This window comes from Pseudomonas sp. JUb42, assembly GCF_024807945.1.
Lineage (GTDB): Bacteria > Pseudomonadota > Gammaproteobacteria > Pseudomonadales > Pseudomonadaceae > Aquipseudomonas.
The window spans coordinates 239,326-263,790 of the sequence record NZ_JANUFD010000005.1; the positions used below are offsets into that span (position 1 = coordinate 239,326).

Sequence of the window (24,465 nt, forward strand, 5' to 3'; positions counted from 1 at the left end):
CGCCAGGTAACGGAAGACCTTATGAACGACGACAACCTCAAGGACTATCGCCGGGTACGGCAGCTGGCGATACGTTCATTGTTCGAGATCATCGAGCAATCCAGCGAAGGCACGGTCATCGTCGATAAAGACGCACGGATTGTCTGGATCAACGAGCGCTATGCCCGGCGTTTCGGCCTGCAAGACGCTTCTCTGGCGGTGGGCCAGCCCTGTGAAAAGGTCATTCCCGGCAGCCTGCTGCGTCAGGTGGTGAACGAAGGCCGACCGATCCTGCTGGACATGATGGACACCGCCAAGGACCCGCTGGTGGTCATGCGTCTGCCGATCCAGGACGCTGCCGGCGCGGTGATCGGTGCCATCGGCTTTGCCCTGTTCGATGAGCTGCACGCGCTGTCACCGCTACTCAAGCGCTTCCAGAGCATGCAACAGGAACTGGCCTCGACCCGTTCCCTGCTGCGTGCCCGCCAGGCCAAGTACAGCTTTGCGCACTTTATCGGTACCAGTGCTGCCAGCCTGGAGGTCAAGCGTCGGGCCCGCCGCAGCGCCAGTGCCGAGTCGCCAGTGTTGCTGCTCGGCGAAACCGGCACCGGCAAGGAACTGCTCGCCCACGCTATCCACAGCGCCTCGCCCCGTGCGCACAGGGCGTTTGTCAGCATCAACAGCGCGGCCATCCCGGAAGCGCTGCTTGAGGCTGAGTTCTTCGGCACTGCCCCCGGCGCCTTTACCGGTGCCGAGCGCAAGGCCAAGCCAGGCAAACTGCAACTGGCCCAGGGCGGTACGTTGTTCCTCGACGAAATCGGCGACATGCCCCTGCCCCTGCAAAGCAAGTTGCTGCGGGTCTTGCAGGAAAAGGAATACGAGGCCGTAGGCTCCAATGAACTGGTACAGAGCGATATACGGGTGATCGCCGCCACCTCCATTGATCTGGAAGCAGCCATCAAGCGCGGTGCGTTCCGAGCCGACCTGTATTACCGCTTGAGCGTCCTGCCAATCCAGGTGCCGCCCCTGCGCGAACGCCTGGAGGATTTGCCCGCCCTCAGCGAAGCCATTCTCGAAGAACTGCGCAGCCAGCATGAGCTGCATCCCGCCGCCCTGGCCCTGCTGGCGCAGCATGCCTGGCCTGGCAATATCCGCGAATTGCGCAATGTTCTGGAACGGGCCGCGCTGCTCAGCGATGAGCCGATACTCGATGTGCGCGCCATCCGCACCGCGATCGGCCACCTGAGCCCGCTGGCGGCATCGCCGGAGCAAGCCATACCGCAGAGCTTCGAAACCTTCAGCCAGGCCCGGCAACGCTTCGATCGGCAATTGATCGAGACCACCTTGCTGCAATGCGCGGGAAATGTCGGCCAGGCCGCCAGCCAGCTCGGGCTGGGCCGCTCGACGTTGTACAAGAAGATGGCGGCGCTGGGGATGGCCTAGTCTCAATAAAGAGACTCAATTCTACAAGTTGAGACAGTGCTTCTTTGGCTTCCCGTAATTGTGGGAGCGAGGCTTGCCCGCGAAGACATTGGTACATCCTCTTGATTTTTGGAGCCTGATCCACCCTTCGCGGGCAAGCCACGCTCCCACAGGGCTCGTGCAAGTCTCTATTTTGAGAAAGGCTTTTTAGCAAGGAACAATATTTCCTTAAAGATCAATCAGTTAACAACTTGGCACAAAACCCGCTATACCCAGTGTGCGGTCTACCCGCGACCAAAAAACAATAACAACACTGGAGATACCCCCGATGAGTGTCATCATCGCCCTGGCAGCCCTGGCCCTGCTCATGTTGGCGGCCTACCGTGGTTACAGCGTCATCCTGTTTGCCCCCATCGCCGCTCTCGGCGCGGTCCTGTTGACCGATCCGGGCGCTGTCGCTCCCGCGTTCACCGGGGTGTTCATGGACAAGATGGTCGGTTTCATCAAGCTGTACTTTCCTGTGTTCCTGCTCGGCGCCGTGTTCGGCAAGCTGATCGAGCTTTCCGGCTTTTCTCGCTCCATCGTTGCTGCGGCCATCCGCCTGCTCGGCACTCGCCAGGCAATGCTGGTGATCGTGCTGGTCTGTGCGTTGCTGACCTACGGCGGCGTGTCGCTGTTTGTCGTGGTCTTTGCGGTCTACCCCTTTGCTGCCGAGATGTTCCGTCAGAGCGATATCCCCAAGCGCCTGATCCCGGCGACCATCGCCCTGGGCGCATTTTCCTTCACCATGGACGCCCTGCCCGGCACCCCGCAGATCCAGAACATCATCCCCACCACCTTCTTCAACACCACGGCCTGGGCCGCGCCCTGGCTGGGCCTGATCGGCACGCTGTTCGTGGTCTGTGCCGGCTTGCTGTACCTGCAGCGTCAGCGCAACAAGGCCCAGCGCGCCGGCGAAGGCTATGGCACCGAGCTGCGCAACGAGCCGGAAACCGCTGAAGACATTAAGCTGCCCAACCCGTGGATAGCGCTGTCGCCGCTGGTACTGGTCGGGGTAATGAACCTGTTGTTCACCCAGTGGATTCCCCAGTGGTACGGCAAGACCCACACCCTGGCCCTGCCAGGCATGGCAGCGCCGATTCAGACCGAGGTCGGCAAGGTCACGGCGATCTGGGCCGTGGAAGCAGCGTTGCTGGTGGGGATACTGATGGTGCTGGCCTTCGGCTTCTCGGCGATCCGCAGCAAGCTTGCCGAGGGCACCAAGAGCGCGGTCGGCGGTGCACTGCTGGCGGCGATGAATACCGCCTCGGAATACGGTTTCGGCGCGGTCATCGCCTCGCTGCCGGGCTTTCTGGTACTGGCCGATGCGCTGAAAAGCATTCCCAACCCGCTGGTCAACGAAGCAATCACCGTCACCTTGCTGGCCGGGATCACCGGTTCCGCTTCCGGCGGCATGAGCATCGCCTTGGCGGCCATGTCCGACAGTTTCATCAGCGCCGCCCACGCGGCCAATATCCCCATGGAAGTGCTGCACCGGGTCGCCGCCATGGCCAGCGGCGGCATGGACACCCTGCCGCACAACGGCGCGGTGATCACCCTGCTGGCCGTCACCGGCCTGACCCACCGCGAGGCTTATCGCGACATTTTCAGCATCACCATCATCAAGACCCTGGCCGTTTTCGTGGTCATCGGCACCTTCTACGCCACCGGCATTGTTTGAGGAATTGCATATGAGTCTGCACGGCAAAACCGCACTGGTTACCGGCTCCACCAGCGGCATCGGCCTGGGCATTGCCCTGAGCCTGGCCAAGGCCGGCGCCAACCTGATTCTCAACGGCTTTGGCGATGCTTCGGCCGCACTGGCGCAAGTGCAGGCCTTCGGCGTCAAGGCCGGTCATCACGCGGCGGATGTCAGCAAGGCCGAGCAGATTGCCGAGATGATCGCCTACGCCGAAAGCGAGTTCGGCGGCGTGGATATTCTGGTCAATAACGCCGGTATCCAGCATGTCGACGCGGTCGAGGACTTCCCCGTGGAGCGCTGGGATTCGATCATCGCGATCAATCTGTCCTCGGTGTTCCACAGCACGCGTCTTTGCCTGCCCGGCATGCGCAGCAAGAACTGGGGACGGATCATCAATATTGCCTCGGTGCACGGCCTCGTGGGCTCTACGGGTAAGGCCGCCTATGTCGCGGCCAAGCACGGGGTCATCGGCTTGACCAAAGTAGTCGGCCTGGAAACCGCAACTACGCCCATTACTTGCAACGCCATCTGCCCCGGCTGGGTGCTGACCCCGCTGGTGCAGCAACAGATCGACGCCCGGGGCGCGGCCACGGGGGATCTGGAACAGGCGAAAAATGAATTGTTGGCCGAGAAGCAACCGTCACTGGAGTTTGTTACGCCTTCGCAGCTGGGCGAACTGGTGCTGTTTCTGGCCAGCGAAGCCGGCAGCCAGGTACGCGGCGCGGCGTGGAATGTGGATGGGGGGTGGTTGGCGCGATGACGCTACACGCGCCCTTTGTGGGAGCGGATTCATCCGCGAAAGCGATGGCTCAGACGCTAAAAATGTGTCGGGAGTGCAGACCTCTTCGCGAATGAATTCGCTCCCACAAAACTGCTCCCAGAGCGCTCACATCTTGCACTGATGCCCCTACCTCTCCAACCCATCATTCTCCCCCACCAACCCCCAATCCGCTGAATTGATATTGGTCGCCCCACGGGGCGCGCGAGGCGCGGCGGTCATGGTCGGTTTCACCCCGCCTTCGGTGTGCAGTTTCAGGCGCAGGCGCACGTTGTTGGCCGAATCGGCGTTCTTCAGCGCCTCTTCCTCACTGATCGCGCCCTCGACCACCAGGTCGAACAGCGCACTGTCAAAGGTCTGCATGCCCATGATCGACGACTTTTCCATCAAGGCCTTGAGCTCGCCGAATTCGTTACGCTGAATGAAGTCGCGCACCGTCGGCGTGCCCATCATCACTTCCACGGCAGCCCGGCGCGACCCGTCATGGGTCTTGACCAGCCGCTGCGAGACGAACGCCTTGAGGTTGTTGCCCAAGTCATGCAGCAACTGCGGGCGGCGCTCTTCCGGGAAGAAGTTGATGATGCGGTCCAGCGCCTGGTTGGCGTTGTTGGCGTGCAGGGTGGAAATCGCCAGGTGACCGGTATCGGCAAACGCCAGCGCGTGCTCCATGGTTTCCCGGTCACGGATCTCGCCGATCAGGATCACATCCGGCGCCTGGCGCAGGGTATTTTTCAGCGCTGCATGGAAACTGCGGGTATCCACGCCGACTTCGCGCTGATTGATGATGGATTTCTTGTGCCGATGGATATATTCGACCGGGTCCTCGATGGTGATGATGTGGCCGCTGGCGTGACGGTTGCGGTAGTCGATCAGCGACGCCAGGGAAGTCGACTTACCCGAACCGGTGGCGCCGACGAACAGCACCAGACCGTGCTTTTCCATGATCACATCAAGCAGGATCGGTGGCAGGTGCAGGTCTTCAAAGCGCGGAATATCAAGCTTGATATTGCGCGCGACAATCGACACTTCGTTGCGCTGCATGAAGATATTGATGCGGAACCGGCCGATACCGGCCAGGGACACGGCCAGGTTCATTTCCAGCTCGCGGTGGAATTCGGCCCGCTGCTCTTCATCCATGAGGTTATCGGCAACGATGGCCACTTCACCGGGCTTGAGCTTGTCAGTGCCGACCGGGCGCAGAACGCCATTGAACTTTGCGCAGGGCGGTGCGCCGGTGGAAAGATAGAGGTCCGATCCATCCTGGCTGGCCAGAACCTTCAATAACGCCGGAAAATCCATAAACAACACCACAGAGATAAATGAGAAAGTCTTTGATCGCTACACTACCCACGGACGCGCCTCGGCGTGACATCCGGCATAATGGCAGCCTTTTTTGACTGGCGATATTACGAAATGAAAGCCCAGGCTAGACACATTCTGGTGAAGACCGCAGAAGAGGCGGAACAGCTCAAGCAACGCATCGCCAAAGGTGAGGCTTTTGACGTGCTGGCAAAAAAATACTCCACCTGCCCCTCCGGCAAACGCGGCGGGGATCTGGGTGAAGTACGCCCCGGCCAGATGGTCGGCGCCATCGATCAGGTGATTTTCAAAAAGCCCCTGCGCACCGTGCACGGGCCGGTCAAAAGCAAGTTTGGCTATCACCTGGTTCAGGTTTTTTATCGGGATTGATCCAACACCACAATATCTTTTGACTCAAACGCACGTTGTGGGAGCGAATTCATTCGCGAATCAGGCAGCACGTCCGACGCATTTCTATCGTCTGAAATACTGCTTTCGCGAATGAATTCGCTCCCACAGATTCCTCCCTCACCCAACTCGACAGCGTCAAATCACGAACTTCGACACCATCACGTTGAGATCCACCGCCAGGCGCGAAAGCTCATGGCTGGCCGCGCTGGTCTGGTTGGCCCCCGCCGCCGACTGCGCCGCCAGATCACGGATATTGACCAGGTTACGGTCTACCTCGCGAGACACTTGAGCCTGCTCCTCAGAGGCGCTGGCGATGACCAGGTTACGTTCGTTGATCTGGGAAATCGCGTCGGTGATCTGCTCCAGTGCTTCACCGGCGGCCCGGGCCAGGGACAGGGTGGCCTGGGTACGCTGGGTGCTGCTGGCCATGGAGTCCACCGCCCCACCGGTGCCGGTCTGGATGCCGGCAACCATTTGTTCGATTTCCCGGGTCGATTGCGCCGTGCGATGAGCCAGGGCGCGTACTTCGTCCGCTACCACGGCAAAGCCGCGGCCCGCCTCGCCTGCCCGCGCGGCCTCAATGGCCGCGTTCAGGGCCAGCAGGTTGGTCTGCTCGGCGATGGAGCGAATCACGTCCAGCACCTTGCCGATGTCCCGCCCTTGTGTAGCCAGGCCTTCTACAAGCCCGGAGGTCGCGTGGATATCCTGAGCCATGGACTGAATCGACTTGACCGTCTCAAGCACCTTGTCGCGGCCCTGGCGGGCGGTCTGGTTGGATTGTTGCGACGCCTCGGAAGTCGATACCGCGTTGCGCGCCACTTCCTCGACCGCTGCGGTCATTTCGTTGACCGCCGTGGCCGCCTGCTCGATTTCATCGTTCTGCTGTTGCAGCCCGCGTGAAGACTCTTCCGTCACCGCGCTGAGTTCAGTGGCGGCCGACGCCAGTTGCGTGGCCGAACCGGAGATCTGCTCGATGGTTTGACGAAGGTTGCCTTGCATGACGGTCAACGCAGCGAGCAGGCGCGCAGGTTCATCGCCGCCGTCAACCTCGATTGGCCGGGTCAGATTGCCTTCGGAAATTGCCTGGGCGGCGCGTAAGGCCCGCTCCAGCGGCACGACAATGCTGCGGGTGAGAATCCATGCCAGCAATACCGTCAGCAATACCGCCAAGGCACAGACGCCGATAATCGCCAGGTTGGCCCGATCATAGTTGCCCCCGGCTAAAGCGGATGCCTGTTTGGCGCCGTCCTTATTAATGGCAACGAGTTTATTAAGTTGCTCGCCGAGCAAGTCGGTGTGCTCTTTGAGACGCGTATTGATTAGAGTTCGCATTTCCTCGAGCTTGTCCTGATGGGACAAATCCAGGACCTGTTGCTGAATCAACATATAGCTTTTCAGGGTCGCATCGAATTGAAGGGTGACTTGTTTTTCCTCACCATCGGAAGGCAAGGCCTCATAACTTTCCGTGGCCTTCTGCAACTTGCCGATCAATTCACGGATGCGCTCATCGGTTTGCCGCAGCGCTTCCGGCTCGCGATTGATCAGCGTGCGAAAAGCGGTGATACGCAGGCGCAGAGCGTTCTCAGTCATGTCACCGAGAAAGCCGATGCTGGGCAGCATGTTGGTCTCCATATCGGTGGTGGCCTGGCGGATGACGGACATCCGGTTGACGGCAAAAAGCCCCAGAGCAATGACCAGCAAGGCAATAAAGGCAAACCCCAGGAATGCACGCGGCGCGATATTCATATTGCGTATCGACATGGCATCGGTCTCTTCATAAATTCAGCAGAGAGCATCCGTGCAACAACCAGAGTGGAGGACCTCAAGGTCCTTTCGATCATGCGAGCGCGACTATTAACAGAGTCCCCGGCGCTGTAATAACCTTATCGGTCATTCTTTAAACTTCCTCCAGTCAAAAACCAAATATATTTTTTGACGTCAATTAATTCCGGTAACACCCTGCAACAAGCATTAATGCTTAGGCAGTCATTAGTTAAGCAACTTTTGATTGGCAAGTGGGCAAATGGGCGCGCAAACGATCAACCTGGAAAAGCTCCTCTTGAGCCCGGCAAAGCCACTGGCCAAGCGCCATCTCCCCGGCTAGAACGCAAAGAATCTTTGCCTGCGCAATTAAATAACCATCAGGAATATAGGAGTTGATGCGCGTCAAAAAATGAGAATTTTTTCCATTGAACCCAGGGAATTCTTTCTGATATACCTTTTACAGTGCTACGTTTAGTTTCCATCCGGTCTGATCAGATTCGCGCTTTGGCCAAGGGCCAGGTGGGGTGTCTGGCAGATCGCGCCTTTCGTTATTGGAGCTCGTAAATTGTTCGATTGAATTCAGAAGGTGGGCCCATGAATAGAGCCATGAGTAAAGTCACGTTCCCCAACGCCTGTCAGCTGATGCGCTGGTATTTCCATCCGGTGGGCTTCGAGGCCAACATGGATGCTCCCAGTAGCATGGTGGCGCGACTTTTTGATCGTGCCAGCGGCGAGACCCTCATAGCCATTGCCGGCCTGCCCTGTTCAACCGTAATGAATGCCTCCGATGTCGAAGTCATTATCGAAGCCATAGAGGCCGAACTGGAACTCTTTCCCTCACAAAGCGCCCGACTCTCCTGAACCATCGGGCTAACCAATAAGGGCGTCAGGCGACGCCCTTGCTCTGCGCATTGTTGCGCAAGTCCTCGAAAAACGCCCTGTCCGTCGCGATCCGGTCCGAAGCCTTGGCCACGTTCGCCGCGTCACCGCCTGCGCTATCGATAAACCAGTAGCAATGACGTACTGCACGGGTAATCGCGACGTAGGCCAGACGCAGGACTTCATCCTGCTGCGCCTTGTCGTAGGGCTCAGCCTCCCCTGCAGCGCCTAGCCCGGCCAGGCGATAGACCTGATTCTTGTAGGGCGAGCGCGTCAGGTGCTGACAGTCACCCAACAGGAACACCGCATCGGCCTGCAAGCCTTTGGAGCTGTGGTAGCTCAGTTGCTTGAAGCGCCGCAGCTGCGGCGCCTGCCCCTGGTCGAAGTCGATCAGCGCCTGCAACTCGGGGCTGAACGAAGCCTTCTCGCTGTTCTTGCGATACAGCAGCAGGATGGAATCGCCGTCGTGGTAATGCTCGAGCACGCGCTGGCTTAACACCTGATCATCCCGATCCAGCACCGTGACCGGCAGCAGTTCCTGTGCAGCGCCCGCCGCCTTGGCTTTTTTCCCGGCAATGGCCGGCGCCGCGCGGACGATATGCTCGGCAGCATCGATGATGTGCTGATGGCTGCGGTAGTTGTCGCTGAGCATGACCCTGGTCGTGGCCGGGGAGGAAAACGCCTTGGGGAACTCCATGAAGTATTTCGGCGAGCTGCCGCGCCAGCCGTAGATCGACTGCCAGTCGTCGCCCACGCACAGCAGCGACGAGCGTTGCGCCGTACGCCCAACGTGCGTGGCCGGACCACGACTACGGATTTCCCGCAGGCTGGCGCGCAGCCATGAGACGATCTGCGGTGACACGTCCTGGAACTCGTCGATCATCAAATGGGCCAGCGGACGCAATACCTCATTGCTCACCAGTTTGAGGTTCTCCGGCGTGTTTTCACCGAACAGGGCGAACATGCGGTTATAGGTCATCACCGGCGGGGACTGATCCAGCAGGTGATCCTCGAAAGCTTTCCAGAACAGGCTCAGGGCCTCAAAGAAAAACCGGTCGGGGTCGTCACTGGCAAAACTCATCTCGGCGACGGCTGCCGGTACATCCAGACCGAGGTTCTCGATAAAGCTGGCGGCGGCGACAAAACAGTCAAGCAATGGCGCCGCACTCAACTCGCCCTTGAGCTTGTAATCAAACCCAGGCCCGGCCACCGCCTGTTCGGCCAGCGCGGCGGGCAGGCGCTTGATATCTTGATACTTATCCAACCATATCAATGGTTTATCGCAGAAAGCTTGAAACAGGGTACGCTTTATCACCCATTCTGCCCAGACCGGCAATTTAGCTCCGGAACGCTTCATTTGCTGGTCTTCAGTACCATCAAAACCCAACACAACCCAGGCATCCAGCTCTTCTAGATAGCCATGAACACAGAATGAAAATCCATTTATTTCAAATACTTGCCGCTTAGACTTAATGCCTTTTATCGGCCAACAACCCGCACGGAACCACAAGTCTTCGACGATATCGCACAACTCTTCATCCCGTTTCGAGGATAGCTCGGTGACCGCCATGCGCTTCTGCACATCAGGGTGGTCCCTTTCCAGGGCCTTGAGCTGTAAGGCATGGCGATACAGGGGCAGCATGACTTCGCGAAAACGCTGATTTTGCGCGTACAGATCCCGATAGCACAGATTCATCTGCTGGCGCTGGGCGTCGTTGATGCGCAGGTCAAATGGATTGCTGTCAGCGAGCGCTTCGTTGCTGCTGCCGAGGTTCTCGAAGGCGTGCAGTTGGGCGAAACCCGGCAGGCTGCGCACCAGGGGCAAGATGCGCGAATGGAAGGTCCTGACCAGCTCACGGGCCTGACGCGGGTCCAGACTATGCCCCCACAGGGCCATCACTTCGATCAGCTTGTTGATGAAGTCTCGGCGCGACTCGCGGGTAAAGGTCACCACCGTCATGGAGTCCAGTTCGAACCCCAGATAGTGGTGCAGCAACATGATGCGCAGCACCAGCGAGGTCGACTTGCCCGCACCCGCCCCGGCAATCACGTAGGTAGACGGCGTATCACTGAAGATCATCTTCCATTGCGCGGCGCTGGGTTGGGCGTGAGGGGGCAGCTTGAGCGCAACGTCGGCCTTGATCTGCTTGCGCAATTCCGGGGTCAGGGCCAGGCGCCAGTCGTCGAACAGGTGATCGTCGACCTTGGGCCCGCGATGCACGTCAGGCCGGGTATCGCGAATCAGCAACACCTGGCGCCCTTCCTCGATACCATCCCGGCGCCCTTCGGCATACCCCTCGTCCATGCCTTCCAGATGACCATCGAGGTAGCCATCGGCACGCCCCTGACGCCAGGACGGTACGTGCTGGGCGCGCAGGCCATTGAGACCGCGCCCGACCAACCGGGCCAGCAGGCGTTTGAACAGTGGCAGGCGCTGGGGCGGGGTCAGTTCGGGTTCCAGCAGGGACGGTGAATCAGACGGGGTATCGACAGGCACGCAGGCTCCGGGAATGGCTCATGGGCGAAGGGGCCTATGGTCGCCCTATTTGCCGGTCAGCTCCAGCTAAATGCTTGATTGTCAGTGCGTTAGCTGGTTCCAACGCCCTTCCCTTGAATGCGTTGGAGCGAGGCTTGCCCGCGAATCGGGCGATGCGGTGCGTCAGAGGCACCGCATTATCGTTATTCACGGGCAAGCGTCGCTCCAGCGAAGAACCATTAAAAACATCTAATATATCGATTGTTATCAAGCATAATTTACTCTTTTATTAGATCAATGACCACCGCAGAATGGCTCCATCAACCATGTTCAGCAGGCCCCGGACACCCTCCGGCAGCCCTGCTCTGGAGGCCACAATGCTGCAATTACGACCTTTCAATTCTCTGGGCGGCGCCGACCACGGCTGGCTGAACGCTCATCACCATTTCTCGTTCGCCGAGTACTACGACCCGCAACGCATGAGCTGGGGCAATTTGCGGGTCTGGAACGACGACGTGATCCAGTCCGGCACCGGGTTTCCGAAACACCCGCACCGCGACATGGAAATCATCACCTACGTCCGGGAAGGCGCTATCACCCACGAAGACAACCTGGGCAACAAGGGCCGTACCGAGGCTGGCGATGTGCAAGTCATGAGCGCGGGCACCGGAATCGCCCACAGCGAGTACAACCTGGAAAACCAAGCGACCAAGATCTTCCAGATCTGGATCATGCCCGACGAAACCGGCGCGCCACCGTCCTGGGGCGCCAAGCCATTTCCCAAGGATAGTCGTGAAGGCTTCGTGACCCTGGCCAGCGGCAAGCACGGTGATGATCAGACCCTGCGGATCCGCGCCAACGCTCGCCTGGTGGCTGCCAACCTGAAAGCCGGAGAAAGCGCCGAGTACCATCTGGATTCGGGTCGCCGCGCTTATCTGGTGCCTGCCACCGGCATCATTGAGGTCAATGGCGTGACGGCCAATGCCCGTGACGGCGTGGCCGTCCAGGACGAGCGTGTGCTGCGGGTAACCGCGATCAATGACAGTGAAATCGTCTTGGTCGACGTGGCCTGAGGCCTGTAACGAAATGTGGGACCGGCTTTAGCCGGGAAAGCGTCGGATGAAGGCAACAAATATCGGCTGCCTTTAATGACGTCTTCCCGGCTAAAGCCGGTCCCACAAGATTGCGCTGAATCTATTCATGCGGACGGTATGAGAATTGCCGGAGCTGGCTGCAGCCGGCCCCACGCAGTCAACCGCACAGCTTATTTCGGCGCAATCGCCCCATCCACCAATACCTGCGCCTCAGCCACCAGACGCTTGAGATGGTCATCGCCAATGAAACTCTCGGCATAGATCTTGTAGATATCCTCGGTGCCCGATGGCCGTGCGGCAAACCAGCCGTTGGCGGTCATCACTTTCAGACCGCCAAAGGCCTGGTCGTTGCCCGGCGCGCGGCTGAGAATGCTCTGGATCGGCTCCCCCGCCAGCTCGGTGGAAGTCACTTGCTCTGGCGACAACTTGCTCAGCAGCGCTTTCTGCGCCGGGCTGGCCTTGGCATCGACCCGTATCGAACGCGGCTCACCCAGTTCTTCAGTCAATGCGTTGTAGATCTCGCTCGGGTCACGGCCTTTGCGCGCGGTGATTTCAGCTGCCAGCAGCGCTGGAATCAGACCGTCCTTGTCGGTGGTCCAGACCGAACCGTCCTTGCGCAGGAACGATGCCCCGGCGCTTTCTTCACCGCCAAAGCCCAGCGAACCTTCAAACAGGCCTTGAGCGAAGTACTTGAAGCCCACCGGCACTTCGTACAGACGACGCCCCAGGCGCGCGGCCACACGATCAATCAGGCCGCTGCTGACCACAGTCTTGCCCACGGCGGCATCGGCGCGCCATTGCGGGCGGTTCTGGAACAGGTAGTCGATGGACACTGCCAGGTAGTTGTTCGGCGCCAGCAGGCCACCGGTCGGGGTGACGATGCCGTGGCGATCGTGATCCGGGTCACAGGCGAAAGCCACCTGAAAGCGGTCTTTGAGGCCGATAAGGCCCTGCATGGCGTGGCTGGAGGACGGATCCATGCGGATGCGGCCGTCCCAGTCGACGGTCATGAAGCGGAACGTCGGATCGACGAACTTGTTCACCACTTCAAGATTGAGCTTGTAGTGCTCGGCGATGGCCGACCAGTAATTGACCCCCGCCCCGCCCAGTGGGTCCACGCCCAGACGCAGACCCGCGCCGCGAATGGCATCCATATCGATGACATTTTCCAGGTCAGCGACATAGGTATTGAGGTAGTCGTGGCGATGGGTAGTGTCGGCACGCAGGGCCTGTTCGTAGCTGACGCGCTGCACACCCGCCAGTTTCGCCGCCAACAGCTCGTTGGCCTTGGTTTCGATCCACTTGGTGACGTCACTTTCCGCCGGGCCACCGTTAGGCGGGTTGTACTTGAAGCCGCCGCTTTCCGGCGGGTTGTGCGACGGCGTGATCAGGATGCCGTCAGCCAGGCCCTTGGTGCGGCCCCGGTTGTAGCAAATGATCGCGTGGGACACCGCAGGCGTCGGGGTGTATTCGTCGTTCTCGGCGATCATCACCTGTACGCCATTGGCGGCCAGCACCTCCAGCGCACTGGCACTGGCCGGGGTCGACAAGGCATGAGTATCGGCGCCGAGGAACAGCGGGCCGTCAATGCCATTGGCCTGACGATACAGGCAGATGGCCTGAGTAATTGCCAGTACATGCCATTCGTTGAAGCCCAAATCGAAGGAGGTGCCGCGATGACCAGAGGTGCCGAAAGCTACCCGTTGGGTTGCCACTGAGGCGTCAGGCTGGCCGGTGTAATAGGCCGTCACCAGTCGCGGAATATCGACCAGCAGTTGTGCCGGAGCCAGCTTGCCGGCGAGTGGACTGAGACTCATACGAAACCTCCATGGACAGACAGGGAAATTTAAATAGGCAGTGTAGGAAAAGTAGCCACAAACGTGATGGGCGACAGTTTACTGGCAGTTTGACCACCCTGCTCGCCTATCGATCCCTAAACCCTTGAGTCTTTTAGAGCTGCCACCAGGCCGGTAACAGGTTGAGCACCTTGCGCTCAGCAAAACGATCATCGATCAGCATTACCACACCGCGATCCTGCTGAGTACGAATCACCCTGCCTGCCGCCTGCACCACTTTCTGCACGCCCGGGAACAGATAGGTGTAGTCGTAACCGGCGGCGCCATAGAGCGCAGTCATGCGCTGCTTGAGCTGTTCGTTGACCGGGTTGAACTGGGCCAGGCCCAACGTGGCGATAAAGGCCCCGATCAGCCGCGCACCCGGCAAGTCGATCCCTTCGCCGAAAGCCCCGCCCAAAACAGCAAAACCAATGCCCTGACTCTGCGGCGTGAAGCGTTCGAGAAAGGCCTGCCGCTCGCCCTCGCTCATGCCCCGGGCCTGGGACCACAACGGCACCTGCGGATGGTTGCGCTGCATCAGCTCAAACACCTGTTGCAGGTAATCGAAGCTGCTGAAGAACGCCAGGTAGTTGCCCGGTCGTGCCTGGAACTGCTCGGCCATCAGCTCGACGATGGGCGCCAGGGACGCCTGGCGGTGGGTATAGCGCGTCGAGATGCGGCTGATGATTTGCACATCCAGCTGTTGCCGATTGAACGGTGACTCGACGTCGATCCACGCAGTGTCCGCAGGCAAACCCAGCAGATCAGCATAATAGTGGCGCGGGCTGAGGGTCGCGGAAAACAACACGGTACTGCGCGCCGCCTTCAGTCGCGGGCCGATAAAGGCCGCCGGCACTACATTGCGCAGACAGAGCCGCGACAGCTCGCGTCGGCCTGCCTCGCGCTTGCTGATATCGAAAATGAAGTGCTCGTCGAACAGCTCGGCGATGCGCATGAACTGAATCAGCTCAAAATAGAAACTTTGCAGCGGCCCTTCCAGCGCCTGGGGATGGTCGTTGAAGTAATCGCCCAGGGCGGTAACGCACTGGCTCAAGCTATTGATGAACTTGTCCGGTGGCGTGGCATAGGCCTGATAGTCCGGTACTTGGTCCTTGTGCAGGCTGTTCCATGCCCGGTGCAGCTTCTGCAGGGGCTTTTTCAGTAGTTCCACAGCGCTGTCGCGCAAATTGTCGAGGCTGCGCTGGTCAAGGCTGGCGCTGTACATCTGCCGGCAGCGTTCGACCATGTTGTGCGCCTCGTCTACCAGCGCCGCCACCCGCCACTGGTTGAGCTGGGCCAGGCCGAAGAGCAAGGCACTCAAGTCGAAGTAATAGTTGTAGTCGGCGATGACCACATCGGCCCAGCGCGCCATTTCCTGACTGAGGTAGTAAGGGCAGACCTCATGCTGCAAAGCGACGTCCCGCAGCCCGGCCTGATCCAGCCAGGGCGCATTGACCGCCGCCTGCCGCGCCGCAGGCAAGCGATCATAGAAGCCCCTGGCAAGAGGGCACGACTGGCCGTGACAGGCTTTGTCCGGATGCTCGCAGGCCTTGTCCCGCGCCACCAACTCCAACACACGTACCGGCAGTTCGGGGTCGCGTTCACGCAACACCTCAAGCGCATCCAGAGCCAGCTTGCGCCCCGGAGTCTTGGCGGTGAGAAAGATAACCTTGTCCAGCTGCCGGGTTGGCATCGCCTTGAGCATGGGAAACAGTGTGCCCAGGGTCTTGCCGATGCCGGTGGGCGCCTGGGCCATCAGGCAACGGCCGCTGCTGACCGCCTTGTACACCGTTTCGGCGAGGCTGCGCTGGCCGTGGCGGAACTCGGCGTGGGGAAATTTCAGCGCGTTCAGTAGCTGATTGCGCTGTCCGACGTGGGCCATTTCCTGACGGGCCCAACCAAGAAAGACCTCGCACTGGGCGTCGAAGAACACCCGCAGCGACTCGGCATCGTGGCGCTCGCGCAGCACGGTTTCCTTTTCGCTGACGATATTGAAATACACCAGGGCCAGGGTCACATCGGCACGTTGCTCGCGCTGGCATATCAGCCAGCCATAGACCTTCAATTGCGCCCAGTGCAACTGTCGATGATTGGCCGGGATCGCATCGAAATCGCCACGATAAGTCTTCACCTCCTCCAGTTGATGGCTCTCGGGATCGTAGCCATCAGCGCGGCCCTTGACCTGCAACTCCCGGTACTGGCCTTGCAGAGTTACCTCGGCCTGATAGGCAATATTGCGTCGGGAAGCCACCGTGCGATGTCCGGCGATGCCTTCCTGGGCTGTGGGAGCGGGGGTGAAACGCAGATCCAGATCGCCGGTCTTGGCGGTGAACTCGCACAAGGCACGCACCGCGACCCGATAAACAGCTTCCTCGACTGCCGGCACAGGAGCCGGCTCGATAATCGGAAGTAAGGGAGACTGAAGGGTCACTGCGCGCTGCAAACCTGGATGGATGACACTGGATGGGCGTACAGATAGCAGGTACGAGGCGAGTCTGGCAAATCCTATTGGATCGGCGGCCCCTGCCTGAGTCAGTGACACCGTGCCTGATGCAACGCCTCGCCCAGGGTGTCGACGGCCGCCACCACGTCCTCACTCCAATCGATGGCATAGCTGATGCGCAGGTGCTGCCGGTAACGCCCTTGCAGGCTGAACAACTGACCCGGCGCAATGACGATGCGCCGTTGCAACAAGAGTCTGAACACCTGTTGCATATCCACCGACTGCACGCTATTGGCCCAGATCACCGCGCCGCCCCTGGGCATCTCAAAATGCAAAGTCTGGCCCAAGCGATGCTCAAGCAAGTTCGCCAGACTGAGCATCTTGCGCTCCAGTATTGGCCGTAACTGCGCCAGGTGCTGATCCACTGTGCCATTGCCGTACAACCGGGCCAGGGCCTTTTGCCGCAGCACCGGCAAGGCAAAGGCGCGTAACAGCAATTGCTGCTGACACTGTCGCGCCCAGTGCTGGCACAGCAAATAGCCGAACGGCGCCTCGGAGCCGAGCATTTGGGCAAACGTGCCGATAATGATCAGGCGCTCGGGATCGATCAGATGGCGCAGATGCTGCTCAGGTAGCTCGTAGGTCAGCTCGCCATGGCTGTCATCTTCCAGAACCCAGACCCGGTAGCGATTGAGCAGCTCCGCCAGACCCTGCTGATTGTGCAACGGCAGGCAACTGCCCTGAGCACAATTGAGCAACGACGGCACCAGGACCAGCCCCACCGGCTCACTGAGCAGGGCCTGGTCCAGTGCGGGCAGATTCACCGCGCCGCCTGTTTCGAGGGGGACCTCAAGCACGCGGATGGCGAATGCCTGCAATAACCGCAACACCCGCCACGAACAGGGCGCCATCACCAGCACCGTCGCCCCGCGCAATTGCAGGGCTTCGAGGACGATGCTCAACATGCCGCACAGATCGGCACCGATATAGACGTTTTCCGGCAGCCAACAGCGCTGGGTCGACACCGTATAGCGCGCCGCCAGAGCCGTGCGCAGTTCGATATCGCCAAACGGCTGAAACGCCGGATCGAAAGGCCGTGGACAATGGCGCAACAACTCACGCTCCATCGCCAACAACGAGGCATCCATGGACTTGAGCAACCAAGGCTCGTCATGGCCCCACAGCAACATGCCCGAACGCCGGGCAGCGCAATACAGTGACTCAAGCAAGTCCGCGTTGCCGCTATCGAGGCCGACATCGACATCCATGGCAGCGGCCAGGGCGAAATACCCGGATTTGGCCACCGAGCGCACTCGCCCCTCCTTTTCCAGCAAGGTGTAGGCGCTCTGCACCGTCGAGATCGATACACGCAGGCGCTTGGCCAGCTGACGCAGGGAAGGCAAACGGGTGGTGCTATCGCCCGGTTGTTCGTTGATCAGGCGCAACAGATAGCGATATACCGCCTGATAGGCGAAATCCATTTTGTTGTTCATCGACGGCAATCCGCCCTGGATGAAAGATCCAAGGCTCAAGATAAATAGAGGGGGCATCGAACCGCAGGACTGAAGGTCAGCGTCCCGAAAGCAGCGTGGACACGGCCTCGCCGGTAATGGCATCGATGGTTTGAATCTGGCGCTTGTCCGGATCACTGGCCCGGACCCTGGCAATCAACGAACCCTGATCGGCAAAATCGATTCGCTGCCTGGCGTACAGGCTCTGCAGGCCCTTGAGGTTCAAGCCACTGACGTCGATCAGCCATTGCACCACTTGGTCCGGCGCCGACAAACCGGACAAGGCCTTATGCAAATCAGGCAAAGCCACGAGCATGCCCGGATGACAGCTGCGCAGAAATCCTTCAAGCCCCTGCCCCTCACCGACAAAGGGCGCAAACAACAGACACACCAGTTGCGCTTCGTTAAGTCCGAAGCCCTCCAGGGCGTAGGCGGCGGCCAGGGTACGCCGCTCTTCGAGGCGCTCCTGCCCCTCGTAAGCGGCCATGGCCTGATTGATCAGCCGTACCGGCATGCATTTGCTGCGCATCAATTTTGCCGCCAGCTGCAGATATTCAGCGATGCCATCGGCGTAGTCACGATCCTGCAGATACTGACTGCGCAAGCCATGCATGTGCGCCATGAGCAAGGGATTGGCGCAGTCCGACTCGCTGAAACTGAAAGCCAGGTCGACGAAGCGAAAACCCAGGAAATCAGTCAGCAGCCCCCAGTGCTCATCGGCACGGCCACTGACCAGATCCGCCAGAGAGATAAACAGCGGCGACACGGATTGTGGCGGGCAGGCAAACAGTCGGGTTACCTGACCACTGTCCTGGGGCGCGTCGCCGTACAGTTCGCGGTAATAGGTCTGACCGACGCTGCCGATGTTTCGGAGCACACTGGCGAAGTTTTGCTGGCGCCAGGTGCCCGCCCCCTGCCCCATGTGCTGCACCAGGCGCATGATCCGCGTGGCGTACTGCTTCTGCTCCTTGCGCGACTCACCGCTGACAATGGCGTCGACACCATTGCCCCAAGTGCTCACCCGCCCCAGGAAATCCGCGACATTCAGATAGCAACTGTTGCAAAAGGTGGTACGGCTGTCGCCACCGCTCAAGTGGCCGCTGAGCAACATATCCGAGCGGTTCTTTTCCCGGGCCGAAGCGGAAAACGGCAGGTCGGGCTCGAAGGCATAGATATGCTGCTGATCCACCGCCAGCAGCTCCACCCGTGGATCGTCGTAGAGAAACAGTGCCGAATAGGTACGATGAATATTGTCCATGACCGCCGGCGTCATGCCGATATGGCGCATATTGGCCACACGCAGATTGAAAGTGCCCGGGGCGCGGCCAGCGATGCTCAGTTGCGCGGCGCGCAGGAAGGCTACGGTGTACGCGCTGTCTTTGCCGCCACTGAAGGCAATCATGACCTTGAAACTGGAAATGTGCTCCACGCCGCCCGCGGCCACGATCAGGCGCTGAATAAGCAATTGCAGGGCGGTGCGTTCAGCGCGGGTGAAATAACTCAACAAGCGCTGCAGGACTTGCTGATAGACGTAGTTCATTGCCTGTTCGTGGATGGCACTCATCATGGCTTGCGCACCCACTTGCCTGCTCCGCACACGCTACCAACGCCGTATTGAACAACCGACTGATCACCGACCATGGCTCATTCCTTGAGTAATAATTAACGAGCCATTATCAATCGCCTCACCACAATTACAAGGGACAGACACGCGGGTAAATACAGCGCAGCTCAATGCATACTAAACAATGTCTGTTTAAATAACTTTGTTTAAACATTCTCATTGAAAGTCAGGCTTTCACGCCGTGGGCACGGGGAAAAACGGCAAAAAAACCAATCCATCAGCCTGCCAGACAGGCGCTCCCCCGGAACCCAGCACAACGCTTGCCGCGGCACTAAAAGTTCATCTTTTCCACTAAAAATTCAACAACAACAAACACCAACCTCCACACACGCCTCATTATTCTTAGACAACTTTGTTTATCCACTTTCGGGATTAGGGTCACACCCTTACAAGGTCCGGTTAAAAACGGACAAATCCAGCAACAGTGGAAACAAACCGTCATATGTTTTTCGGCCGTAATACGCCGCAACGGCTGCGGCGATCAGCGGGTTTCCGCCTATCGAATAACGTACATGAGCGGATTTTCGCCCACCCACGTCAACCGAGCCGCTCTGGCGCGCCATGGGCAGACTTGGCATGGGTGCTGCACTTCAAGGTGCAGGCGCAGCCCCCGCGGACAGTCGCCCCATAATAAATCCAATAAAGGAAACACGATGGCCCCCTCCCCGACCTTTTCTGCGGGCGTGCAGCCGCCTGCAAAAATGACCTCGCCTGGTTTTGCTTTTTCCCACCTGCCCGTCAGCAAAAAACTGGTCATTGCCTTCGGCTCGATCCTGGCCCTGACCCTGCTGGTGATGTTCACCGGCCTGCGCAGCACCGATCGCATGGTCGACAACGCCGACGACAGCTATCGCCTCAGCCATCTGGAAATGCTCCTGCTCGATGCCCAGGCCCAGCTTGAGCGCTTTATCGCCAGCGGTGCTCCCGATCAGGCGAAAAGCCTGGAGGCGCAAATCGACCAGATGCAGGCCCAACTTGATGACAACCTGCATTCCCTGCAGGACGCCCGTCAGCAGCAGGGCCTGACGCAGATCCAGCAGGCGCTGCAAAGCTATCGTGCAGCCTTCAGCCAACTCACCCAGGCCCAGGCACGGCGCGACAGCGCGAGGGGCCAACTGGTTAGCGCCGGCAATGCCACGGTCGCCGCCTTCGATGCGCTGCAGAAAGCGGCCTTCGCCAAGCTGGCCGGCACTTCACAGGATCCGACACAGGTACAGCGCGTTCAGTTGGCCAGTCAGTTGAATCAAAAGCTGCTGAATATCCGTTACCTGGTACGGGGCTATATCTTTCAGCAGACCGATGACGCAGACAAAGCGGCCAGCGGCGCGCTCAAGGATCTGGCCGACGGCTTTGCCGGGCTGCTCGACAAGGCGCCGGAGGACGAACAGGCGACTCTGCATACCGCAGGCGATTCGCTGAGCCAGTACCAGGCCGGTTATGGCCTGTTCCGCCAAGGCATGCGCGACAGCAAGGCCGCTGCCCAGAGCCTGGCCGAGCAAGGCCAGGTCATGCGTTCGGTGAGCGGCGAGCTTTACCGTCACCAGCTCGAAGCCCGGGCTGATGCCGTCTCACGGGCCCGGCTGTCCCTGCTTGGGATCAGCGCTTTCGCCGTGTTGCTAGGGATTCTTGCCGCGTGGCTGATCAGCAGACAGATCGTTCGCCCGCTGCGCAAGCTGTTGGCGACCTCCGCACGTATCGCAGCCGGGGACCTGCGCCCGGTCAAGGTCGAGCATCGTCAGGATGAACTGGGGCAGCTGGAGCGCAGTATCGATGCCATGGCCCAGAACCTGCGGCAACTGATCGGCTTCATCGCCCAGGGCGTGGTACAGATCAGCGACGCCGCCGAGCAACTGTCGGTCGCCACCCACGCCGCCAGTGCGGGCGTGGATCGCCAGCGTATCGAGACCGATCAGGTCGCTACAGCCATGAATCAAATGACGGCAACCGTTCACGACGTGGCGCGTAATGCCGAGGATGCGTCCATGGCTGCCACCGAAACCGATCGTGAAGCCCAGAGCGGCGATCAAAAGGTCGGTCAGGCTGTGCGGGCGCTGGAACATCTCAACGGCGAAGTGTCGCGCAGTGCCGATGCGGTGCTGGATCTTGAGGGTGAATGCCGGCAGATCAGCGGCGTGCTGGAGGTAATCAAGTCCGTCGCCGAGCAGACCAACCTGCTGGCCCTCAATGCCGCCATCGAAGCAGCCCGTGCCGGAGAAGCCGGGCGTGGTTTTGCGGTGGTGGCTGATGAAGTGCGGGCGCTGGCATCGCGGACCCAGGGCTCGGCCACGCAAATCGATGGTCTGGTCGAGCGCTTGCTCAAGGGCGCAGGGACCGCCGCACAGTTCATGCAGGCCAGTCGCTCGCTGACGGCCAGTACTCTCGATCTGGGACGTGAGGCAGGCGACTCGCTGGGCAAGATCACCCAGGCAGTGTCGACGATTCAGGCGATGAATTTGCAGATTGCCGCTGCGGCGGAACAACAGACAGCGGTTGCCGAACAGATCAACCGCAGCATCGTGCAAGTGCGAACGGCTGCAGAACAAACGGCCAGTTCCAGCGCCAACACCGCACAATCCAGCGCTGTGTTGGTGGAACTGGGCGTGCACCTACAAGCTAAAGTCCGCCATTTCCAGCTGTAGGAAGTGGCTGTCGCATAACGCTTCGACAGTAGTAGGCCGCTGTCGAAGCGGCTGAGGATGAAGGCTCAGCGCCGAATAAAAGGACTCAGGCAGGCTCGACTTCGAGCACTGCGCGGCCGCCGATCGGGCAACCATCCATGTAGCGGTGCGCTTCGACGACATTGTCGAACGGGAACACCTGGATTTTCAGAGGCAGCAACACGCGGTCTGCCGTCAACTGATTGATGTCGCGCAACGCCCGTTGCAGGGCCGCTTCATCCTGGGTGATACCCAGTTCCGGCTTGCCGGTGAAGTTACCCAGGCAGTGCACAAAGAACTGAATGTTCTTCTGGAACGCCGCACAGGCCGGGAATGGAGTCTGGTTGCCGCCCTGCAGACCATAAAGGATCAGGCTGCCACGCGGTGCCAGAACATCACCCATGATCGACATCTGCGGGCCGCCCAAGCCATCGAGCACCACATCCACGCCACGGTTATCGGTGAACTTGTTGACCGCCATCAGCAGGTCCTGTTCTTCGGTAACCACCACCTTCTCGGCGCCCAGCGACAGGAGATAGTCACGCGCATCGGAGTTCTTGGTCGCGGCGATAACCCGCACACCCAGGGCCTTGCCCAGTTGCACCATGCAAGGACCTGCACAGTGGCCGGCATCGGTAATCAGGGCCACTTGCCCCGGTTTGATCCGCGCCAGGTCCATATAGGCAAAGTAAGCCACCAGCAGCGGCGTGTAGTGCACGCTGGCCTGCAATGGGGTCAGCACGTCAGGGTAACGGGTCAGAGCCGTGCGCGGCAGGACGATCAGCTCGCCATAGACCGGATGCTGGTTCGGATCAGCCGAAGGAAAGCTGGCAACCTTGTCGCCCACCTTGAAATCCTCGACGCCCTCACCCACCGCCGTCACTACACCGGCCATTTCGTGGCCCATGCCGGACGGCAGGCGTGCCTGAGAGGAAGCCAGGTTTTGCCGCCACAGCACGTCATACCAGCTGATACCGATTGCCTGAACACGCACCTGCACCTCTCCCGGCGCAGGCAACGCGGCCGGATGCTCTTCTACCTTGAGCACCTCGGCAGGGCCAAACTGATGAAAACGAATCGTGCGGGACATTTCGAACCTCGCCTTATAAACCTTGATGCCATGAACTCTATCCGGGCTTTGCCGGTAACACTATCAGTGGCTATTAATAGTCGACATGCCTGTCATCGATTCTGCAAGGGTAATGACAGACCACAAAGAACGCCTGACCAGGGTCAAACGCCTGAACATTCATGGGCGGCCATTGTTGGCATGTACACGCGACAATGCAAGCCGCCGGGTCGTTTCCTGACCGCCAACACCCATTACGACTCGCCCGGGCCGCCAGAGTGCCGTGTTTTCGGTGTACGGTCCGGGCATGCAAAAGGCTATTTCTCACCTGCAAAATGAGAGGTCGCGGGCAAATCAATGATATGTCGCTGAATTTATCCATGCGCAATCCCCCCGTTTGCTCGTACTATTCGCGTCTGAGCTGAACGGTAGGACGTTTCCCCATACGGGCGTCGGCTACTGCATCGACTAACGGCACGAGATATTCACGTCATGAATCGCAACGACCTGCGTCGCGTCGACCTCAATCTGCTCATCGTCTTCGAAACCCTGATGCACGAACGCAGCGTAACCCGCGCTGCGGAAAAACTGTTCCTCGGCCAACCGGCGATCAGCGCCGCGTTGTCGCGCCTGCGCGGGCTGTTCGATGATCCGCTATTCGTGCGCACCGGGCGCAGCATGGAACCCACGGCACGGGCCACGGAAATCTTCGGCCTGCTGTCCCCGGCGCTGGACTCGATTTCCACCGCCGTCAGCCGCGCGGCCGAGTTCGACCCGGCTACCAGCACTGCGGTGTTCCGTATTGGCCTGTCCGACGAAGTCGAATTCGCCCTGCTCCCGGCCCTGCTCAAGCGCCTGCGCTCGGAAGCTCCCGGCATCGTCCTGGTGATTCGCCGCGTCAACTACCTGCTGATGCCGGGCCTGCTGTCATCCGGAGAAATCTCCATCGGCGTCAGTTACACCGACGACCTGCCGGCCAATGCCAAACGCAAGGTGCTGCGCAAGAGCCGCGCCAAACTCCTGCGCGCCGACAGCATGCCCGGTGCCCTGAGCCTGGACGACTTCTGCGCACGGCCCCATGCACTGGTGTCCTTCGCTGGTGACCTGAGCGGCTTTATCGACGAAAACCTCGAAAAACTCGGACGCAAGCGCCATGTCGTGCTCGCTGTACCGCAGTTCAACGGCCTCGCCACCCTGCTCACCGGCACCGACATCGTCGCCACCGTGCCCGACTACGCCGCCGCCGTACTCACCGCTGCCGGTGGTGTACGCGCCGAAGAACTGCCGATCGAGACACGCACTTTCGAACTGCATATGGCCTGGCGCGGGTCCCAGGACAACGATCCGGGGGAGCGTTGGTTAAGGTCGCGGATTCAGATGTTCTTTGGGGATCCGGATAGCCTTTAAAGCCAGGTGTCCACAACAGTTCGTGGGCCTGGCTTCAACCGGGAAAACGCCGTCCCGGCTGAAGCCGGGTCTATAG

16 protein-coding genes and 2 pseudogenes are annotated in these 24,465 nt (G+C 59.9%); 9 read left to right on the plus strand and 9 right to left on the minus strand.

Features of this window, described 5'->3' with window-relative positions:
- Positions 1-21 precede the first annotated feature (21 nt).
- The 3 genes from M2401_RS12265 to M2401_RS12275 all read left to right on the plus strand — a co-directional run bounded on the left by M2401_RS12265 (position 22) and on the right by M2401_RS12275 (position 3,902).
- Positions 22-1,422 carry a sigma-54-dependent Fis family transcriptional regulator gene (locus M2401_RS12265; RefSeq protein ID WP_259103004.1) on the plus strand — a complete coding sequence of 467 codons (1,401 nt, stop codon included), beginning with the start codon at positions 22-24 and terminating at the stop codon, positions 1,420-1,422.
- A gap of 307 nt (positions 1,423-1,729) precedes the next feature.
- Positions 1,730-3,121 carry a GntP family permease gene (locus tag M2401_RS12270; protein WP_259103006.1) on the plus strand — a complete coding sequence of 464 codons (1,392 nt, stop codon included), beginning with the start codon at positions 1,730-1,732 and terminating at the stop codon, positions 3,119-3,121.
- A 10-nt stretch (positions 3,122-3,131) separates the two neighbouring features.
- Complete coding sequence (locus tag M2401_RS12275; RefSeq protein WP_259103007.1) at positions 3,132-3,902, plus strand: 3-hydroxybutyrate dehydrogenase; 771 nt, start codon at positions 3,132-3,134, stop codon at positions 3,900-3,902.
- A 147-nt stretch (positions 3,903-4,049) separates the two neighbouring features.
- On the opposite strand, the gene M2401_RS12280 is transcribed toward M2401_RS12275, so the two are convergent.
- The gene (locus M2401_RS12280; protein ID WP_259103009.1) at positions 4,050-5,219 is read right to left on the minus strand and encodes a PilT/PilU family type 4a pilus ATPase; all 1,170 of its coding nucleotides are present in this window, start codon (positions 5,217-5,219) and stop codon (positions 4,050-4,052) included.
- A gap of 114 nt (positions 5,220-5,333) precedes the next feature.
- On the opposite strand from M2401_RS12280, the gene M2401_RS12285 reads away from it, so the two are divergent.
- Complete coding sequence (locus tag M2401_RS12285) at positions 5,334-5,609, plus strand: peptidylprolyl isomerase (RefSeq protein WP_037009819.1); 276 nt, start codon at positions 5,334-5,336, stop codon at positions 5,607-5,609.
- A gap of 156 nt (positions 5,610-5,765) precedes the next feature.
- Here the strand turns inward: M2401_RS12285 and M2401_RS12290 are convergent, their stop codons facing one another.
- A complete protein-coding gene (locus tag M2401_RS12290) occupies positions 5,766-7,391 on the minus strand; it encodes a methyl-accepting chemotaxis protein (protein WP_259103020.1) in 1,626 nt (541 codons plus the stop codon).
- A 609-nt stretch (positions 7,392-8,000) separates the two neighbouring features.
- Between M2401_RS12290 and M2401_RS12295 the strand changes: the two genes are divergently transcribed.
- Positions 8,001-8,255 (plus strand): DUF1652 domain-containing protein, encoded by a 255-nt coding sequence (locus M2401_RS12295; RefSeq protein WP_259103022.1) that lies wholly within the window; start codon positions 8,001-8,003, stop codon positions 8,253-8,255.
- 25 nt (positions 8,256-8,280) lie between these two features.
- Here the strand turns inward: M2401_RS12295 and M2401_RS12300 are convergent, their stop codons facing one another.
- A complete protein-coding gene (locus tag M2401_RS12300) occupies positions 8,281-10,770 on the minus strand; it encodes a UvrD-helicase domain-containing protein (RefSeq protein WP_259103023.1) in 2,490 nt (829 codons plus the stop codon).
- A gap of 356 nt (positions 10,771-11,126) precedes the next feature.
- Here M2401_RS12300 and M2401_RS12305 point away from each other — a divergent pair, with 356 nt between their 5' ends.
- Positions 11,127-11,822 carry a pirin family protein gene (locus M2401_RS12305; RefSeq protein ID WP_259103026.1) on the plus strand — a complete coding sequence of 232 codons (696 nt, stop codon included), beginning with the start codon at positions 11,127-11,129 and terminating at the stop codon, positions 11,820-11,822.
- 191 nt (positions 11,823-12,013) lie between these two features.
- On the opposite strand, the gene pgm is transcribed toward M2401_RS12305, so the two are convergent.
- The 5 genes from pgm to M2401_RS12330 form a co-directional block, all read right to left on the minus strand.
- Entirely contained in the window at positions 12,014-13,660 is a 1,647-nt protein-coding gene (gene pgm / locus M2401_RS12310; RefSeq protein WP_259103029.1) for a phosphoglucomutase (alpha-D-glucose-1,6-bisphosphate-dependent), read from the minus strand.
- Positions 13,661-13,793: 133 nt separating this feature from the next.
- Positions 13,794-16,064 carry an ATP-dependent DNA helicase gene (locus tag M2401_RS12315; RefSeq protein WP_259103031.1) on the minus strand — a complete coding sequence of 757 codons (2,271 nt, stop codon included), beginning with the start codon at positions 16,062-16,064 and terminating at the stop codon, positions 13,794-13,796.
- 146 nt (positions 16,065-16,210) lie between these two features.
- Complete coding sequence (locus M2401_RS12320) at positions 16,211-17,614, minus strand: PLP-dependent aminotransferase family protein (RefSeq protein ID WP_259103034.1); 1,404 nt, start codon at positions 17,612-17,614, stop codon at positions 16,211-16,213.
- 76 nt (positions 17,615-17,690) lie between these two features.
- A complete protein-coding gene (locus tag M2401_RS12325) occupies positions 17,691-19,196 on the minus strand; it encodes a hypothetical protein (RefSeq protein ID WP_259103298.1) in 1,506 nt (501 codons plus the stop codon).
- A 446-nt stretch (positions 19,197-19,642) separates the two neighbouring features.
- Positions 19,643-19,834: a hypothetical protein gene (locus tag M2401_RS12330; protein ID WP_259103038.1), complete on the minus strand. Its 192-nt coding sequence runs from the start codon at positions 19,832-19,834 to the stop codon at positions 19,643-19,645.
- Between the two features lie 123 nt (positions 19,835-19,957).
- On the opposite strand from M2401_RS12330, the pseudogene M2401_RS34485 reads away from it, so the two are divergent.
- A pseudogene (locus tag M2401_RS34485) lies at positions 19,958-21,040 on the plus strand (methyl-accepting chemotaxis protein); the annotation flags it as partial.
- Positions 21,041-21,301: 261 nt separating this feature from the next.
- Positions 21,302-21,895: pseudogene (locus M2401_RS34490) on the plus strand (methyl-accepting chemotaxis protein); the annotation flags it as partial.
- Between the two features lie 85 nt (positions 21,896-21,980).
- On the opposite strand, the gene M2401_RS12340 reads toward M2401_RS34490, so the two are convergent.
- Positions 21,981-23,003: a zinc-dependent alcohol dehydrogenase family protein gene (locus tag M2401_RS12340; RefSeq protein WP_259103042.1), complete on the minus strand. Its 1,023-nt coding sequence runs from the start codon at positions 23,001-23,003 to the stop codon at positions 21,981-21,983.
- Between the two features lie 471 nt (positions 23,004-23,474).
- On the opposite strand from M2401_RS12340, the gene M2401_RS12345 reads away from it, so the two are divergent.
- The gene (locus M2401_RS12345; protein ID WP_259103044.1) at positions 23,475-24,389 is read left to right on the plus strand and encodes a LysR substrate-binding domain-containing protein; all 915 of its coding nucleotides are present in this window, start codon (positions 23,475-23,477) and stop codon (positions 24,387-24,389) included.
- Positions 24,390-24,465 lie beyond the last annotated feature (76 nt).